This is a genomic window from uncultured Bacteroides sp. (genome assembly GCF_937912035.1).
In the GTDB taxonomy this organism is placed as follows: Bacteria; Bacteroidota; Bacteroidia; order Bacteroidales; family Bacteroidaceae; genus Phocaeicola.
On sequence record NZ_CALDPF010000047.1, the window covers coordinates 50,708 to 68,623 of the forward strand.

The window sequence follows — 17,916 nt, forward strand, 5'->3', positions numbered from 1 at the left end:
TCTGCTTTTCACTTGTTATTCTTCTTTTTTTCCTTCTTTTGCCTGAGATGGCTTTTCCGCAATCAACACCCAAGATTCGCCAGTTGGAGAAAGAACGTAATGAGCTGCACAGTAGGATAGATGAATCGGAGACACTGCTTCAGTCTACGGGAAAAGATGTTAAAAGTCAGTTGGATAATTTGGCTCTTATAAGTGGTCAGATTGCAGAAAGACGCCGGTATCTGACTTCTATTCAGAGAGATTTGAATAGTATTCAGCAGGAAATAAATCGTTTGGAAAGTGAAACGAAAATATTGGACGGGGATCTTAGGCTTAAACGTGAACGTTATGAAAAATCACTCCGATATCTTCATCGTAACAGTACAATACAAGAAAAGCTTATGTTTATTTTTTCGGCTGATAATCTTAGCCAGATGTACAGACGTTTACGTTATGTAAAACAATATGCGGATTTCCAACGGCTTAAAGGGGAAGAAATAAAGACTAAACTGTTGGAAATAAAAGAACATAAGAAGATTACTGAGGAGACGTATAAAGCAAAGGTCGCATTGCTCGAACATCAGGAATCAGAGAAAAAGAAACTTGAAATTCAGGAATCGGAAAGGAAAAAAATTCTGGTGTCTATGCAAAAGAAGCAAATTCAGCTTCGTAATGAACTGGAAAAGCAACGTAAGGCAGCAAATAGACTTAATGCTGAAATAGATCGTCTGATTGCCATAGAAATAGAAGCTGCACGTAAAAGAGAAGAGGAAGAGCGCAGACGTAAGGAATCTCAGGTTAGAAAACAGTCTGAGAGTAAGAATGTCATTAAGGAAAAGAAACAGATGGACGTCTATAAGGTGGATGATTCAGACCGTAAACTATCCGGAATTTTTGAACGCAACAAAGGTAATTTGCCTATTCCTGTTACTGGACCGTACGTAATCGTCGGCCGGTACGGGCAGTATCAGGTAGAGGGTTTAAGGAATGTCCGTTTGGATAATAAGGGGATAGACATCAAAGCCAAGTCTGGTGCAATGGCACGTACTATTTTCGACGGTGAGGTTACCGCTGTATTTCAGTATAATGGACTTGCTAATGTGCTTGTGCGTCATGGAAGTTATATATCTGTTTATTGTAATCTCGAGTCTGTGATTGTCAAGCAGGGAAGCCAGCTTAAAACACGTGATGTAATCGGTCAGATCAATACTGATGCCGATGGCAATACTGTATTGCATTTCCAGTTGCGAAAAGAAAAGGAAAAACTGAATCCGGAATTATGGATTCTTAGGTGATTGATTCAACAGCTTTTGTTGCCACTTCTATAATTGTTAGTGCGTGATTTCTGGCTGTTGCCTGATCTGTATCTTTTTCTTTATGTTCGTCAAGCCATTGTAATGCGGGTATTGCGTCTTTGGCTTCAATCATTATGAAAGTTGGAAGCATCTTATGGGCAATGGCACATATCTCTTTTGTATTATCGTTGTTTATTGCTTCGTTAAGCTTACGTATATTTTTACGTGTCTCATCGGCAAAAGTGGCAAGTATGCAGCGTGCAGCTTCTTCATCGTCCATGGAAAATTCTGTGAGACGTGCAAAATTCCAACTCAAACAGCTTGTTTTGTTTCCGTTGTCTTCTGGAACTGAATCCTCTTCATTCAATGTTTCAGTAATATTGCTAATATTTCCACGTACGGTGTATATAGCTTGTAGCATGTCTTTTCTGCTGAAAGGTTTTCGTAGTACAGCGGCAAAACCTCTCGAACGGAATCCTTCATCATCCGGAATGGCACGTGCTGTAATGGCTACAACCGGAATCGTTTGTGCTTGTTCATGCGGAATGGCGCGTATTTCGTCAAGAAGATGGAATCCGTCCATGGCAGGCATCTGAATGTCTGTGAATAAGATGTCGAATTTTTCTTCTTTTATTCTTGTGAATACTTCTTCCGGATACTGGCAGCAGACTATGTTATCAACAGTGTCCTTACCTACTGGCATAATGCTCATAAGCATATCACGTGTCAGACGTAACTGTATGCTGTCATCATCTATTATGAGGATTCGAATATTTGAAAGTGAAACTTCTAGACTCTCATTTACCGTCTCATCTACGGGCTTTTCGTGAATATACGAAGGCAAAGGAATCGTTACACTGAAACAGCTGCCTTGCCCCGGGGTACTCTCAACGTTTATTTCTCCGTTCTGAAGTTCTACCAATTTACGTGTTATTGATAATCCAAGTCCGAAACCTTCCTGACCTTGTGCTCCGGGTAGACGTGTAAATTCTGTGAATATCTTTTTCTGTTCGGTTTCGTTCATTCCACAACCGGTATCCTTTACGCTGAATTTCAGTCGTACACCGGAGTATGACACTTCTAGAGTTATACTACCTTTATTGGTGAATTTAAGGGCGTTCGACAACAGATTTTCCACTATTTGTCTTATTCTGAACGGGTCTCCTTCCAGAGTCAGATTTTGTTCAAGCTCAGGCAGGTAATTAAGGGCTATTTTTTTCTTTTCAGCCAGAGGAAGGAAACTGTTGAATATGTCTTCCAGCAGTCGGTACGGACGGAATGTCACAGGATTCAAATCCATTTTACCTGCTTCCAGACGATGATAGTCAAGTAGTGAAGTAACAAGAGCCAATAGATGTTGGGCTGAATTTTTCATGCTATCAAGATAAAATTTCTGGCGTTTGTCGTTTATAAGTCGTTCCAGAAGGTCTGTGTATCCTATTATAGACCCGGCAGGTGCCTTAATGTCATGTGTGATAGTAAGCATAAGTTTTTCGCGTGCGCGGAGCAGATTTTCTGCATAATCGCGTGCCTTTTCCAACTCATTACGATAGTGATTGCTGCGTGTCAGATCGCGCCATATAATAGTGAAGAATACCAATACCAGAATTATTGCTGCCACAGATATCGCAGCCATAGCAAGAGCTGCATCACGACGGATGGACTGTTCGTGGTACATGCGTGCTGCCAAAGCTGACTGCTCGTCTTCTTCTATACTCTCAAGTAGTTGGTTTACACGCTGGCTTAGATGACTTCCGGCTATCTTGAGGCGGTTAATTCTGTAACTAAGTGTACGGAGTTCGTCCTGACGTGTCTGAAATACTTTGTCCTGAATACCGGACAACATTGACGCTATTGTATCAATCGGGCTGAATACCTGATCTATCGTGTCTGTGAATACTTCTTCCACGACATTACTCACCTCTGTTGAATCAGCTTTCCCTGGTGAAAAAACATCTGCTAGTCTTCGGAAGAAACCTTTTGGCTCATGACGGATAGTGTATGTATTATGGTGAGTTACTACACGACGACGTACATGATTCTCTGTGATAAGTGAGTCATGTTCGTGCAGAAGGCTGTCCAACTGCTTTCTGTAGATGATATCCGTTGGAGTAGTACGCAATGCTTCCAATACAGCGAGCATATTACGTTCTTTATCACGTAGAAGCATATTTACAGTATCGATACGTGCCTGCTGTATTGTGTCTGTCAGTTGGCTTCGCAGTGTGTCAAGTGACAGATGTACTCTTTTCATAGCTCTTGTATATAGCCATATTTCGTCCGAGCTACCGGTACGCAGTGCCTGTCCTATTACTTCTGTCTCGTACAGGCGGCTTATTATATTGTGTGTCGTACGGCGGCGGTTATATATGCTTTCCTCCAGTCCTGTAGGCTGAGTAAGAAGGTTCATCTGCTTGTAAACATAGCCTATCGCTCCTAAAAGCAGAACTATAAGGATTATATATCCGAATGCCAGTTTTGTCTTGGTGGAAAACATAGTGGTGAATTAATAATTAGTTATGAGTTTTTTTTCTGAAACGTAGCCAATACATAATACCTGCACTGGTAAGTCCAAATGGAAATGCCATCCATACTCCTGTCAGTCCTCCGTCTAGCACAAATCCGAAGATATATCCTGCAGGGAGAGAAATTACGAAATACGCTATGAATGCGTATAGAAGCATCGGTTTTACATCAGCAATTCCGCGTAATGAATTGGCAAAATTTATCTGCAATGCATCGCCGAACTGGTATAGCAGGAATGGATATATTACGCTTGCCACCATACTGCTTACTTCTTCACTGTCAGTAAACCAACCGCCGATATGATTTCTCATTAGAAATATTGGAATACCGGTCATAAGTAACATTACCAGAATGATATGGAATCCGTGGTTAGCCGTGCGACGAACATTTTCCATGTCGCCCTGTCCGTGAAAATTACTTATTCTTACCGAAACGGCAGCTCCCATACCGTAGTACATCATGAAGCATACTTGTGATACAGCCATCATAATTTGATATGAAGCTAATTCCATACTTCCCAGCCAACCTATCATAATGGCACTAAGGCTGAACGATGCCGTTTCCATTCCCATCTGTCCTGCTATAGGCCAGCCCAATTTGTTGAGATGTGTGAATTCGGTCTTGTTCACTTTCCCTTGCCTGAATCCTTGTCTAAAGTCCTTATATCTGTCTGTCATGAAAAATATAGAAACGAAAGCTATTACCATAAGGATTCTTGATATAAGTGTGGAGATACCAGCTCCTGAAAGTCCCATTTCCGGTAGTCCCAACTTTCCGTAAATCAATATGTAGTTACCGATAATATTTAGAATATTTCCTCCAAGCAGAATCCACATTGATACTTTTGTATCTGTTATTCCGTCGGCAAATTGCTTGAAACCGTTGAACCATAGTACAAAAGGTATAGAGGCCAACAGTATGAGAAAATAAGGACGTATGTATGGTATCAGTTCTTCAGGCTGTCCCATGTTTGGAATAGCTGCATATACACATGACATAACACTGCATACTAATATAGCTAGTAAAGTATTGGCAGCAAGGCTATTCTTGAGGGCACGTCCCACATCTTTACGGAGACCACGTCCGAACAGACTTCCCACGATAGGGGTGAGGCCATACGAAAAACCTGTACTGAATATAATAGCCAGATTGAACATGTTGTTCACAAAACTTGCTGCAGCCAACTCAGTGGTACTGTGATGTCCTATCATTAGTGTATCGGCAAAGCCTAGAACTATTACTCCTATTTGCCCTATAACTATCGGTATTCCCAAACTCAGTAGTGTGCGGTAATGTTGTTTCATTCAGTTTTATCAGATGCTTTTTTGTAATATAAAATATTGCTGTTTGTTGGAATGAAGCAATTCTTTGCAGTATCCGAAATTTGCTTCGGAGTTACAGAACGATATTTATGTACTTCGTCATTAATGTCTTCAGCCTTGCTTATCAACTCAAAGAATGCTATATTAGTAGCCAGTGTCAGATAGTTTATATTGTTGAATATCTGTTCGCTTTCGTACCTGTTTTTTACTTTTTCAAGTTCAATTTCTGTTACCGGACAGTTCTTTAGTTTCTCCAGCTCTTCCCATACTGCTTTTTCGGCTTCTTCTAGGCTGATTCCTTCACACGGTTTCCCTGTAATGTGGAAAAGTCCACTGTCGATACTTCCCGAAATATAAGCATCGATAGAACTGAATATTTTTTTTTCAATGACTAGTTTCTGGATCAGGCGGGATGAGCGTCCGTTACAAAGAATATCAGATATTATATCAAATGTGTGATAACTTTTGTCTCTGCGTCCGCATATATGGAATGCCATATATAGTGTATCCACAGGAACATCGCGGAACACTGTCATACGGCGTTCTTCTGTCTGTTGTTCTTCTTGGGGAAGTTGTCTTCGGTTGATATCTCTGGCCGGTATGTCTCCAAACCATTTTTCGGCAAGACGTATCGTTTCCTCAAATGATATATTTCCGCTTACGGCCAGAATTGCATTGTTTGGAGCGTAGAATCTGTAGAAAAAGTCTTTAACCTCTTTGAGTGTCGCATTGGAGATATGGCTTATTTCTTTCCCTATCGTTGGCCAGCGGTACGGGTGAGTTTTGTATGCCATTTCTCTAAGAATGTGCGATACGTCACCATAAGGTTGGTTCAGATTTCTTTGCTTGAATTCTTCTGTTACTACGTTCTTTTGTATTTCAAGACTCTTTTCATTAAAGTCGAGTGACAACATCCTGTCGCTTTCCAGCCAAAAGCCTATCTCGGCATTGCTGCATGGCAGGGTGATATAATAGTTGGTTATGTCATTATTGGTCCAAGCATTGTTTTCCCCACCGGCATTCTGTACAGGTGTGTCGTAGTCTGGTATATTAATGGAGCCACCGAACATAAGATGTTCAAATAGATGAGCAAATCCCGTATGCTCAGGATGCTCATCTCTAGCTCCAACATCGTAAAGCACATTCAGTGCCACCATTTGAGTGGTAGTATCTTCGCTGTGCACAATGCGTAGGCCATTTTCAAGGATATGACGATTTATGGAGATCATATTTTAAAAGCTAAAGAACTATCTATTCCTATCATTCAATTACTTCTGCTTTAATAATACGGATATCCACTTTAGGACGATCGGCACGGTTTGTTCCCACCTGTTCGATTTTTTCCACAACATCCATACCGTCTACAACTTCGCCGAATACTGTGTATGCTCCATCCAAATGAGGAGCTCCTCCAATTGTAGTATATACTTGTTTCTGTTCTTTAGTATATTTTAAAGCAGGTTCTTTATCAACAATGTTTCTTGCCTGCGATTCCAAAGAGTCCTGAAGTTCAAGCAACCCTTCTGTATCACCGGCTTTACGCATCTTATATATATCTTTCATGTGTTTACGTGCCAGATTGTTGAAAACCTCTTCCAGACGAGCCTCATTCATGTGATTCTCCATATTTATCATCTGGGCTTCACTGAATTTTCTGCCGGTAACGATATAAAACTGACATCCTGACGATTCTCTTTCTGGATTGACCTCGTCTCCTTGACGGGCAGCAGCAAGAGCACCTTTCTTGTGGAAAAGGTTTTTGTTGAATTCTGCCGGAATGGTGTAACCTACATCTCCGCTTCCCAGTGTGGTAGTGTCTGTTGCATTTTTGCTGAGCGGATCGCCTGCCTGAATCATGAAGTTTTTTATGACACGGTGGAATAGAGTACTGTCGTATGCACCTTCTTTTACTAGTTTGATGAAGTTTTCCTTGTGCTTAGGTGTCTCGTCATACAGTTTCACTGTGATGTTGCCCATAGTTGTTTCCAGGCGTACCAATGTTCCTTTTACATTTTCCATATTGATTATTTTTTCTGATTTGCTGTTTCCTGTACATGCCATAATGATTATGGCGGTCATTAATGTAATAAAAGTTTTTTTCATGGCTTTCACTGTTTCTTGTGTTTTTAAAACGGATATCCTATGGCAAAATGCAATCCCATTCCGTCTTTGAAGCGCGGGATATTATAGTAACCTTTCTTTCCGGTATCGTACGGTACATGAAGGGCAATACCCAAGTCAAGACGAAGAACAAGAAACTCCAGGTCATAACGTATTCCGGCTCCCGTTCCGAGAGCTATACTATCGAAAAAACGGTTGAATGTGAATTGTGCGTCAGGGCGTGCAGGATCTTCTCTGAGAAGCCATACATTTCCGGCATCCAGGAAGACTGCTCCATTCAGATTTCCGCCTGCAAATTTAGACAATATTCTGAAACGATACTCCATGTTGGCCTCAAGTTTTATATCTCCTGTCTGGTCAACGTACGAATAAGTGTTGTCGGCCGATGGCTTATAGCGTCCAGGACCTATGGAACGAATGGTGAAAGCACGTATACTGTTGGCTCCACCCACATAGAATTGTTCAGTATAAGGAGCTATAGTCTTGTTACCGTAAGACCATATAATACCTCCCATAGCTCTGAATGCCAACTGATGCATATCATTGAACCATACGGTATTTCGTACCTCAGATGAATATTTTAGAAATTGAGCGAAAGGAGTACCTAATAGTTTTTTGTCTTTCTCGGTGAATTTCTGTCCGAATGCCGCATACACTAGCGAAGTGATGTTTCCGGCGCTTGTTAACGAGTTTTCCCACCACACACGATTCTTACGCTTTCGGAAAGAATTGTCGAATGTCACGGTGTACGACTGCGAGGGAATAAACTGGTCGTTCAAGCTATAAAAAAGCATAGGGTTCTGTTCCGCTATCTGATTGAACTCCTCAGTCCTGTTCTGCAGCGTGTTGAATGCCAGATTTAGTGGTGTTACGGAATGTTTCATGCTTCTCTTTGGTTGAAAACTGTAAGATACTGTTCCTCCGAATGACAGCATCTTGAAGTACCTGGCACGGTTAATCTGTTCTGCATAAACCTTAAAGTTCGTATTTGACGGGAAACGGAACGGGTCTATTCTGTCTTTAAGCCAAGGCAGGATGATGCGTGGAAATTGCAATGACAGCGCGGCTCCCAGTTCATAAGAATTCATCACCGAACTACGGCCATCTACTGTCGAACTTGTCTGCCATTCATACGAGCCCTTAAGCTCCAGATTAAGCGATGCCCCCATACGCATGAAATTCTTTCTCGAAAGATTGAATTTTGCTCCCGGACCTGTTTGTTTTGTATCTTTAGTAGTAAGATTGAATTCAAGTTCACTGTCGTATGGCAGGTCGAACATGGAGTTTACCTTTATGTCCAAAGTGTCTGATCCGTTTCTTGGAGTATACTGGAATTCATTGAATTTGAATACTCCCAGTCGTGCAAGAGCCTCCTGAGTATAGTTCTGCCTTGTAAGCGAATAAGTTTCTCCGCTCCTGTAAATGAATCTTTTCCTTAGAACCCCATATCTCAGTTCTGGCTTTTTCCCGAAGTAGTGAACCGTGAAGTCCCTTGCACATATAGAATCTTCCGGTTGTTCTCCATTGTGACCAATCAGCCGCACTTCTGTTTTCCCTATAACGTATTGAGTTTTTGCTTCTTTAGGTATACTACTTCCAGGCACTATTTTCAGTTTGACGTATCCCGGTCTCGCAATAGTATCTGCCAAAAAAGAAATATATTCTCCACGGAAGAAATAGTATCCGTTGTCTTTGAAAAGATTTACAAGTCTTTCACGTTCGCTGTTCAGACGAGTTACGTCGAAATTTTCATTACTGTGTATTATTCTTTCGTCAAAATGCTTCATTATAATGTCTTCCGCATTTTCCGGAAAGCCCTCGTACGTCACAGTGTCTATCAGATACGCCCGTCCCATACTGATGTCATAGCTCAGTTTTACAGCCCGTGGATTTTTCGTACTGTCTACGGAATATGTAACGTTTCCGTTGAAATATCCATAATCTTTAAGCAGATTGGATGCAATTTTTGAACGGGTCTCAGGGTTTACAGACGATACTGTTACCGGTTTGGCTGCCAGTCTGCGGAAAATCCATCTGCCAAGTCCTTTCTCATATTTTTGGAAACTGTTGTATATCCACAGTCCGAATGGGAAAGGAATACGATGTTTCGCACTTCCCAGTACAGAGTTGTTCGGAGCCACACTCACTGCAGCTGTAACCTCGTCCAGAGTTTTTTGTCCATGCTCTGATATGTCCTTATCCTCTATATTGATATTTTTTATACCTGTATACAGAGTCTCGCCTTCAGGAAGATTCTTTGTAGTGGAACATCCAGAAAGCAGCATTCCAGTCAGGAGAATGATATATAGTATGTTTTTATATTTGAACATAGGTATCTTTTAGTTGTCCATTTTTAATTATAAATTAATTATTGTTCTTTTTCTTTCTTTTTCTTTTTCCTTTGGAAAATGAACAGATCCTTTATCCGTGCCACTTTCTTTTTCAGCACAATACCAGCTCCGGTTTCAGTCACTTCACCTTCCAGCACATTGGCATATTTCTTGTCGTGGAAAAGCTTTACGTACCTTGTACCGCTGTTATCTAGTCTGTATTCCAGCGATATATTGTCTATGAACGACTCATCCCTTACTGCGGCATTACCTGTAGAAATCTTGCCACCTATAACCACACGTACTCTGTTGTTCCAGAAACGTTTTGCAAACTGGAAATTGTAGTCTGTACGCTGGTCGCCTGTTTCAGTAGCATTTGTTGTCTCCATACCTACACTCAGGTCAATGGTTTTCAAGGCATTTCCAGCTATATTGTTAATTTGTCCCTGCAGATATGAGTTCAGCGCACTGTTTGCGTCCAGTTTGGCTGTCGAACTGTCCGAAATGTACATACCGGTAACCAACATAGTCACTGCCGCCTTGTTTTTCTGAGAAGCAGACATTGCAGCCAGTTCATTTTGCATTGACCCGTCTTCTGGTGCATCAAGGGTAAATGCAAATCCCAAATCACTCAGTCTGTTTGTTATACTTACACCGACATCAAACCCTACCATTCTTGCTGCCTGGCCTTCTTGGGTAACAGATGTTCTTGTTCTTTCGTATGCCTGGATGTTCAGTCGTGGATCCATCACATTACCTGTCCATTCTATGTAGCTACCCTCACGAATACGGAATGTCTTGAGCGGGATGACAGGCATTTCATATTTCATTTCACCACTCATAAGTTGATAGCGTCCATTCAGCAGCATGTTCCCATCCGGTGTGTATTGGAAAGCAAGGTCTCCACCTCCTTCCACACGCATATAGTTTGAGCCGCTTTCGTTTATGTCCACTTTGCACTGCACAGCTTGGTCTATATGAAGGTTTACCAGCATGTCTATACCTCCTGGACGCATTTCTTGAAGAGGCTTTCTCCGTATGGCGGCAGTATCCGCAAAATTAACAAACGTCACAGTTCCTGCCAGTCTGTCCTCAACTGTCAACGGCGATTCCCTCAAAATGTATGTAAAGTCGCTGCTTCCAAGAATATTTGCGTTACCTTTAACAGAAATGGCGTCCGGTGTTCCCTTAATGGATGTATTCAGGTCTATATACATCTTTCCGTATACCAGCGACGTACGGTTCTTCTTAGAGTTGAACACCTCAAAATTTCTGGCGGTCATCATCAGATCCATACGCATGTTTGCCATGTCTGAGAAATCTACGGTTCCGTCTATTATGTATGGATTTTTTCCTTTTGAAAAAATGCTGTATTTGTCAAACAGCAGTTTGTTGCCTTTCACTGTTATAGGCTTGTTTTCAAACCTCAGATTCATCGATGTCATTGGAATGAAAACGTTTACGCTGTCGGTCAGCATATTACCGTTTATCACAGGCGAAGATGTAGACCCACTTACAGAAACTTCTGCGCTGGCATATCCTGATAACGATGCCAGATCTTCCGGTATAAATGCGCCGGCAAGTTTAAGTGGAAAACGTTGCATGTTAAGTTGTGCGTTAATGTTGTCCTGTTCACCTTCTTTTCCCGCAGATTTATATTGTCCGTTTATTTCAGCCAAAGTGTTACCATTGTGTGTTACGAATCCATCTACGTGATGCCCGCCATTATCTGTAGGAAGATATACACCGCTCATGCTCCAGTCTCCAAGAGGCGTTCCCGCGTATGCCAGATTCTCTATTCCTGTCTCAAGTGCAGTCATAAACGATTTTTCGTTTTGTTGCACATAATGAGCTTCTGCATTGATAATACCTTCTACTGGTGGCATATAAGGAATTATTCGCTTGAATTCACCTATATCAAGACGGTTTATAGCAACTGTTATATCCTGTAGTGAGGTTGAATCAGGTACGGAATAAATCTGAAGTCCGGTTCCATTATTGTCCAGCAAGCGCATGTCTGCCAGTATCCTTCCTTGGTCGGCAAGGAAAATGTAATTTTCAGGACTCAGATTAAATTTGCGGTATACTAAAATAGGTTTTTCAGGCAATACGTGCAGACTGATTCCTTTCTTGCGCAGCACAGCCTTCATTCCTATAAGAGCTCCGGTTTCACCTTTTTCATTATCATATCTGGCCATTAGGCTGGCATTGGCTTCGCCGATTTGGCAATTGTTGTCCTGTATACCTCCGTCCAGTGTTATTACGAACGCTTCCTGTTTCTTTGTTTTTCCTGCTTTTATACCTCCTGTCAACACAATTCCAGTGGAATCCTGTATGGCACTGAAGTTTATAGTGTCCAGACTCAAACTGTCTGTATGCAATCCATAGATATATGCTTTACTTTCTATTCCTTTAACTTGAGATGTGGCAAATGACGCATATATTTTATTGATACCAATACCACGCATTTCCAATGTGTTTACAAAAGGATTGTCATCGCCTGCGAATATCCTGAATGTCGTTTCTGGTAACATACCGCGTATAGAATCCAGATTCATTCTTCTGTTTTTCCATTGTTTTTCCACTGCAGAGGCTATTTTTGTTATTTTTTCCGAGATCTTTTCCATTCCGTCGGCTGTTCTAAGGAGCATGGTCATATCGCCAGAGTTAATGTAACTTCTCAGAGAGTCCTTCGTCATAGTAGCCCCAAAGTTAATGTCTTTTGTACTGAAAGTCTTTTTCGGAGTAATCAGCTTTATGTCACTTATCCTGACTTTTGCATTGTGTCTTTGGTTCATGTCTGTCTGTGCTTCAATATTTATAGTCCCGGCAGTTTTAAACGGTTCAGGCGAAATTCCCATGGCATACAGATCAAGTCTTTTAATATTAGTATTTATGCCTGCTACGATTTCCTTTGGAGAGATATTCGCATTGTGTTTACCAATTTTACAATTCAGCGTAGACGAAATATCCATCATATTATCATTGATGGATATCAAAGCGTTCATTTCGCTGTTCTCCAAGTCGGCATTCATATTTATGCCGGACAGTGTGTATTTTGCATATTCCAGGTTAGATATGCCTGCTTTTGCTTTCAATACGCATTGTGGCGACATAAAATCGAACCCGCTTCCGGCAGCTTTCATTGTTGCGGTTATTCTGAACAAGGAATCTTCCGGCATGAAATTATGCATGTTCATGTCTTTGATGTCTATTCCTGCAAAATATCCCTCATCTTTCGGCATATATCCAGCCTTAAGTTCCATACTTCCTTCTCCTTGAAGCAGTTTTACTGATGTAGTAATACTGTCGCTTTTCATATCTACCACTCCGCTCAAGGTCATGTCTGTTGGAATTATTGTCGTACCTAGTAATGATTTTGTAAACATCATATTGGGGAAATCGGCCTTTACATCTATATGCGCACACATTTTTGTACTGTCCAACATGTCATTTGCATATCCTTCGGCGACAAGGCTGATATGTTCCGGAATTTCAGCGCTTATCGAGGTTATTTGTATTTCATTCACACTTCCGTTTATTCCCGCTCTGATTTGTAGTGGAACAGAAGGAAAGTCTCTTTTGAGATCTTCAGACATACCTGTCACGAAGCGGAACAGGTCGTTCTTACCTATGTCGGCCAACAGTCTGGCAGAAATACTTCCGTCATTTCCTATTTGGCTTTGCCGATTTATCAATTCAGGCATATTAATCCCTGCAGCTGCCTGCATCGCTATGTAGGAGTCTGTAGTTTTCATCTCAAGTCCTGAGATGTTCATACCTCTATCGTCCATTCTAATTTTTCCTCCGGCTGAAAGAATTTCCATACCACAACTCTCCTTCATCCTTATGTCTTTGATATCGGCTTTGATGTTGTTACCACAATAATAGATAGAATCCACTCCTACATTAATGCCTGAAAGTGATATTCTGGAAGGGTTGAATCCTTCTGTTATTATGGAATCAGTACTTACGGTTGTATATTCGGCTGTAGAGTTTCCTATAGAGAAAGTCTCAATGGAATATTCTTCCTTATGCAGGTCTATTATACCTCCAGCCAGTAACGCCGAACCAAGTTTGAGTTTCATGTTCATGCTATCAAGTGGCATTTTCAGTCGTAATGCCACATTATCAATTTCAGCTTTATGTAGCATTATTTTCCAATATAGTGGCTCGCTTGCTGTTGTGTCTGTTGCCGCAGTATCCGCGAGGCATACGTCTAAGTCTGTATCCTTTATTCTGATTTCGTTAATAATGGCTGTTTCCGGACTTAGTGCTATACCGTGCGATTCCAGATACAACTCTCCTAACTGTCCCTTCAATGTCAGTCCCTCTATCATGTTTTTGGTATTGAGGCTGATATCCTCAAGTCCGAATGCGTCAATTTCTACCTGCTTTCTCAAAAGAGGACGCATCTGTATCTTCAGGGTTATTTGTCCCGCACTCAATATTGTGTCGTTATGCTCAACAGCAGATACATTATGTATGTTCAGGTTGAGTGGAAATGAAAGTGTTATTTTACCTACACTTATATCCATACCAGTGGCTTCGGAAGCTATGGAAGCAGCTTTCTTGACAGCAAAATTCTGTATCGGTGGAATGTATATCAGTATTGATAATATTATGAGTAAGGCGAATGGAATAGATATTATTATTCCGGCCCATTTTAAAAACTTTTTCATGTCCTGTGTTACTTTATGTTTGCGAATATACTAAAAAAATAACTACAATTGAATATAAATTGTTCAAGAAGTCTTTCATTAATAATATAATGTCTATCTTTGCATAGTTACTAACTAAAATTAAAACTTATGAAACCAACATTATTTGTATTGGCAGCCGGTATGGGAAGCCGTTACGGTGGCCTTAAACAGCTTGACGGACTTGGTCCAAATGGTGAAACAATCATGGATTATTCTATTTTTGACGCTATTCGTGGCGGTTTTGGTAAAATAGTATTTGTAATCCGTAAGGACTTCGAAGAAGATTTCCGTAAGATTGTTCTTAGCAAATATGAAAACCATATTCCTGTAGAAGTAGTGTTTCAGGCATTGGATAATCTTCCTGCCGGATATACATGCCCTGAAGGCCGCGTTAAACCATGGGGTACAAACCATGCTGTATTGATGGGTAAGGATGTTATTAAAGAACCGTTTGCAGTAATCAATGCTGACGATTTCTATGGTAGAGATAGTTTTGCTGTTCTTGGCAAATATCTTTCAGAGCTTCCTGAAGGTTCTAAGAACGATTATTGTATGGTAGGTTTCCGTGTAGGTAATACATTGTCTGAAAGTGGTTCTGTTGCACGTGGTGTTTGCTCTGCCAACGAAGAAGGTAACTTGACAACAGTAGTAGAACGTACTGAAATTATGCGTGTAGACGGAGTTGTTAGCTATAAGGATGAGAAAGGTGAATGGGTTGGAATAGAAGATAATACTCCTGTTTCTATGAATATGTGGGGATTCACTCCTGACTATTTCAAATATTCAGAAGACTATTTCACAGAATTCCTTGATGCAAATAAGGAAAATCTTAAGGCTGAATATTTTATTCCATTGATGGTAAATAAACTTATCAACGAAAAGACAGCTAATGTTAAGGTCCTTGACACTACTTCAAAGTGGTTCGGTGTTACATACGCTGCTGACCGTCAGAGTGTGGTTGACAAAATTCAGGCATTGGTTGATGCTGGTGAATATCCTTCAAAATTGTTCTGATAAGCAATTTAAAAATATATATAAAAACGGATTGTCCCGAAAGAGACAATCCGTTTTTCTTTATTTTACTTTGATATTGTATACAGGCTGCTGTTTTTGGGTATCCATCGGTACGGTACGATACTTCACTTTCTTGAAATCAATTTCCTTTAGGTCAATACTTCTTATAGCACTATTATACATTGTACGGAAGTATATTTTCAGGTTATTCATGTCGGTAGCTGAAGTCCATTGTGTGGCACTTGGTATGTTTACAGGAACTTGTCCGCGCGAAAATTCAATACCTACGGGTATATCGAAATTATTCAGAATCTGGAATCCCTGAAGTACAGTTTCTTCCGATGTGTTCTGTACTGGTGCTGTTGCCTGATAGAATGCAGCTCTTACAAATCGGGAAGGGGGAGTGACATCACCCGGAATACCTAGGAATCCGCTACCTGCTCCAAACTGTGAAAGCTCAGTCTCTCCAAGTTTTTGTGACGGAGCTGATCCTGGGAAGAGATTTACATAATTGTTCAGGTTAATCATCTGCCAGTTGAAATCTGGAGAATTTGTTAATACACCGAGTTTATTTTCATAGAATACAGGTTTTCCGTCAATTATTTCCAGTACAATCTGTCTTCCGGTTGTGTCAGCAAATCTCCAATGTACGGTTGATGCTCGTGGGTCTATGGCTATTACGTGGACTTTATCAATTAGATTTTTAACCTCTTCCACATTTTTGCATTCTCCTAGGATCATCGATACAAGTTGTAAATCGGCTATGCTGTTTTCCTTGTTTGCTGCATTGTAATCTTCATATTTGCCATATTTGGGGAAATAGAATAATCCGGCAGATAGTCCTTTTTCGTTAAGTCCTTCGGCAATGAATTCCTTTTGTTCAACAGCCAACCCTACATATCCATATTTCGAAGTAAACTTCATACCGTCCACACCTCCTGGTATATACGATTGTACTGTATGTCCTCTTGGAACAATCACGTATTGGCTGTTAAGGTCGCTTCCTCCCCATTCTATAGTTCTGGCCAGAATTTTTGTACTGTCTTTGGCTGTAAGTGTTATGCCAGTGCAGGCATTTGCTGTGTTGGTGCCTGTCACTGTCATTGCTGTGGCCAGACACATCATAAGAATCTGTTTTTTCATAAAATGAGAATGTCTTTGTTCTTTTACGATACTAAACAACAGAAGTTCCAGTTTTGTTGCTTATATCCTCAAAATTAAAGACTTTGTTGATAAAAATCAAGAAATTCTTTGAAAAAACAGTTTTAGTCAAGCATTTTGCCTTTTTTCTTTTTCCAGAAGATTATATGTTTCGGACTTCCTATCACCTGTGATGTGTAAATACCGGTGTGACCGGAAAACATGTATGCCGTAACGCATGCTATACCGATATAAACAGCCGCATCTGCACCAAACAGTTCTATGCCCATTAGTGTGCATGCGATAGGTGTGTTCGTGGCACCTGCAAATACTGCCACGAAACCTAATCCTGCCAGTAATGATACGTGTAAAGGAAGTATGGCAGACAAGGCACTGCCTAAAGTTGCACCAACGAAAAACAAAGGAGTAACCTCTCCTCCTTTAAAACCTACACCGATAGTAAATGTTGTGAGAAGTATTTTTAAAAGGAAGTCATACCACATTTGAACCTCACTGAATGATGCTACTATAGTAGGAACTCCAAGACCTATATATTTGGTAGTACCAAGTATATATACACTTAGTGCGATGAAAATACCACCTATAAAAGGACGTAGCGGTGGGTAGCATATATATCTTTTAGCCAGATTACTCCATATCTCAATAAAACGTGAGAATACCATTGCTGCGAATCCGAAAATTATACTTGCAGCCAGAACTATAAGCAAAGTCTGCATGTCTATTACCGGTGTATAGCTTATACTGTAATGAGTGTGTGCTATTCCCCATGCATGGCAGGTAAGGTTGGCAAAGAAAGCTGATAGGAAAACTGGCAATATGGCATCATATCTCAATCGCCCAACGATGATTACTTCTAGGGCGAAAACCGCACCGGCAAGTGGAGTTCCAAAAATAGATGCGAATCCTGCTCCTATACCTATCTGTATCATTATTTTTCTGTCGTACGGATGCATTTTGAATAAACGCGACATAAAGTCAGCAATTGCACCCCCCATCTGTACTCCGGTACCTTCGCGTCCGGCAGAACCTCCGAACAAATGTGTCAGTACCGTACCGATATAAACCAGTGGTGCCATCTTGAAAGGAATAATATTTCGTGAAGAGCGTATTTCCTCTATCAGAAAATTATTTCCCTTTGCTGCTGTTCCCGCCAGATAATGGTACATCAGTCCTATAGCAAGACCTCCTAATGGAAGTAGCGCTATAATCCAGAGGTGGCTTTCACGATAGTTTGTAGCCCAGTTAAGTGATGCCAATAGTAATGCTGATGCTGAGCCTATAAATGCTCCAGCCGCTGCGCCTATGATTGTCCATTTTATCAGATACCATAATATGGGCAGCTGTTCCGTTTTGTAGCCAATTTTAGTGATGTTTCTGTCAAGTCTCATTTTTTGCGAAAATAAATTGCACTGCAAAGTTAATTCAATTGAACCAAAGGGCAGCGAAGATAATTATTAATTTATTA

At 40.8% G+C, this 17,916-nt stretch carries 10 protein-coding genes; 2 read left to right on the top strand and 8 right to left on the bottom strand.

The window, feature by feature from the left end:
* Nucleotides 1-47 precede the first annotated feature (47 nt).
* Nucleotides 48-1,274, top strand: coding sequence for a peptidoglycan DD-metalloendopeptidase family protein (locus Q0486_RS13685; RefSeq protein ID WP_299234536.1), 1,227 nt, complete (start codon nt 48-50; stop codon nt 1,272-1,274).
* On the opposite strand, the gene Q0486_RS13690 is transcribed toward Q0486_RS13685, so the two are convergent.
* From Q0486_RS13690 to Q0486_RS13715, 6 genes are read right to left on the bottom strand one after another with little or no spacing between them, the layout of a single operon-like run.
* Nucleotides 1,267-3,771 carry an ATP-binding protein gene (locus tag Q0486_RS13690; RefSeq protein ID WP_299234470.1) on the bottom strand — a complete coding sequence of 835 codons (2,505 nt, stop codon included), beginning with the start codon at nt 3,769-3,771 and terminating at the stop codon, nt 1,267-1,269. The two genes, Q0486_RS13685 and Q0486_RS13690, sit on opposite strands and share 8 nt — an antisense overlap.
* A gap of 16 nt (nt 3,772-3,787) precedes the next feature.
* Nucleotides 3,788-5,104, bottom strand: coding sequence for an MATE family efflux transporter (locus Q0486_RS13695; protein WP_299234473.1), 1,317 nt, complete (start codon nt 5,102-5,104; stop codon nt 3,788-3,790).
* Nucleotides 5,101-6,351, bottom strand: a complete 1,251-nt coding sequence (locus Q0486_RS13700) for a pitrilysin family protein (RefSeq protein WP_299234476.1) — start codon at nt 6,349-6,351, stop codon at nt 5,101-5,103. The genes Q0486_RS13695 and Q0486_RS13700 overlap by 4 nt, the downstream gene beginning before the upstream one ends.
* Nucleotides 6,352-6,382: 31 nt before the next feature.
* The gene (locus Q0486_RS13705; RefSeq protein ID WP_299234539.1) at nt 6,383-7,201 is read right to left on the bottom strand and encodes a peptidylprolyl isomerase; all 819 of its coding nucleotides are present in this window, start codon (nt 7,199-7,201) and stop codon (nt 6,383-6,385) included.
* 47 nt (nt 7,202-7,248) lie between these two features.
* Nucleotides 7,249-9,573, bottom strand: coding sequence for a BamA/TamA family outer membrane protein (locus Q0486_RS13710; RefSeq protein WP_299234479.1), 2,325 nt, complete (start codon nt 9,571-9,573; stop codon nt 7,249-7,251).
* 38 nt (nt 9,574-9,611) lie between these two features.
* The gene (locus tag Q0486_RS13715; protein WP_299234482.1) at nt 9,612-14,255 is read right to left on the bottom strand and encodes a translocation/assembly module TamB domain-containing protein; all 4,644 of its coding nucleotides are present in this window, start codon (nt 14,253-14,255) and stop codon (nt 9,612-9,614) included.
* A 129-nt stretch (nt 14,256-14,384) separates the two neighbouring features.
* On the opposite strand from Q0486_RS13715, the gene Q0486_RS13720 reads away from it, so the two are divergent.
* Complete coding sequence (locus Q0486_RS13720) at nt 14,385-15,290, top strand: nucleotidyltransferase (RefSeq protein ID WP_299234485.1); 906 nt, start codon at nt 14,385-14,387, stop codon at nt 15,288-15,290.
* A gap of 60 nt (nt 15,291-15,350) precedes the next feature.
* On the opposite strand, the gene Q0486_RS13725 is transcribed toward Q0486_RS13720, so the two are convergent.
* Together Q0486_RS13725 and Q0486_RS13730 are read right to left on the bottom strand one after the other, a co-directional pair.
* The gene (locus tag Q0486_RS13725) at nt 15,351-16,415 is read right to left on the bottom strand and encodes a choloylglycine hydrolase family protein (protein WP_299234542.1); all 1,065 of its coding nucleotides are present in this window, start codon (nt 16,413-16,415) and stop codon (nt 15,351-15,353) included.
* 140 nt (nt 16,416-16,555) lie between these two features.
* A complete protein-coding gene (locus tag Q0486_RS13730) occupies nt 16,556-17,839 on the bottom strand; it encodes a voltage-gated chloride channel family protein (RefSeq protein ID WP_299234488.1) in 1,284 nt (427 codons plus the stop codon).
* Nucleotides 17,840-17,916 lie beyond the last annotated feature (77 nt).

What these genes read in the sequence shown, in the direction of transcription:
- Q0486_RS13720 (WP_299234485.1), top strand. Translation starts at nt 14,385, where the DNA reads ATGAAACCAACATTATTTGTATTGGCAGCCGGTATGGGAAGCCGTTAC.
- Q0486_RS13700 (WP_299234476.1), bottom strand. Translation starts at nt 6,351, where the DNA reads ATGATCTCCATAAATCGTCATATCCTTGAAAATGGCCTACGCATTGTG.
- Q0486_RS13690 (WP_299234470.1), bottom strand. Translation starts at nt 3,771, where the DNA reads ATGTTTTCCACCAAGACAAAACTGGCATTCGGATATATAATCCTTATA.
- Q0486_RS13705 (WP_299234539.1), bottom strand. Translation starts at nt 7,201, where the DNA reads ATGACCGCCATAATCATTATGGCATGTACAGGAAACAGCAAATCAGAA.
- Q0486_RS13695 (WP_299234473.1), bottom strand. Translation starts at nt 5,104, where the DNA reads ATGAAACAACATTACCGCACACTACTGAGTTTGGGAATACCGATAGTT.
- Q0486_RS13730 (WP_299234488.1), bottom strand. Translation starts at nt 17,839, where the DNA reads ATGAGACTTGACAGAAACATCACTAAAATTGGCTACAAAACGGAACAG.
- Q0486_RS13725 (WP_299234542.1), bottom strand. Translation starts at nt 16,415, where the DNA reads ATGATGTGTCTGGCCACAGCAATGACAGTGACAGGCACCAACACAGCA.
- Q0486_RS13710 (WP_299234479.1), bottom strand. Translation starts at nt 9,573, where the DNA reads ATGTTCAAATATAAAAACATACTATATATCATTCTCCTGACTGGAATG.
- Q0486_RS13685 (WP_299234536.1), top strand. Translation starts at nt 48, where the DNA reads ATGGCTTTTCCGCAATCAACACCCAAGATTCGCCAGTTGGAGAAAGAA.
- Q0486_RS13715 (WP_299234482.1), bottom strand. Translation starts at nt 14,255, where the DNA reads ATGAAAAAGTTTTTAAAATGGGCCGGAATAATAATATCTATTCCATTC.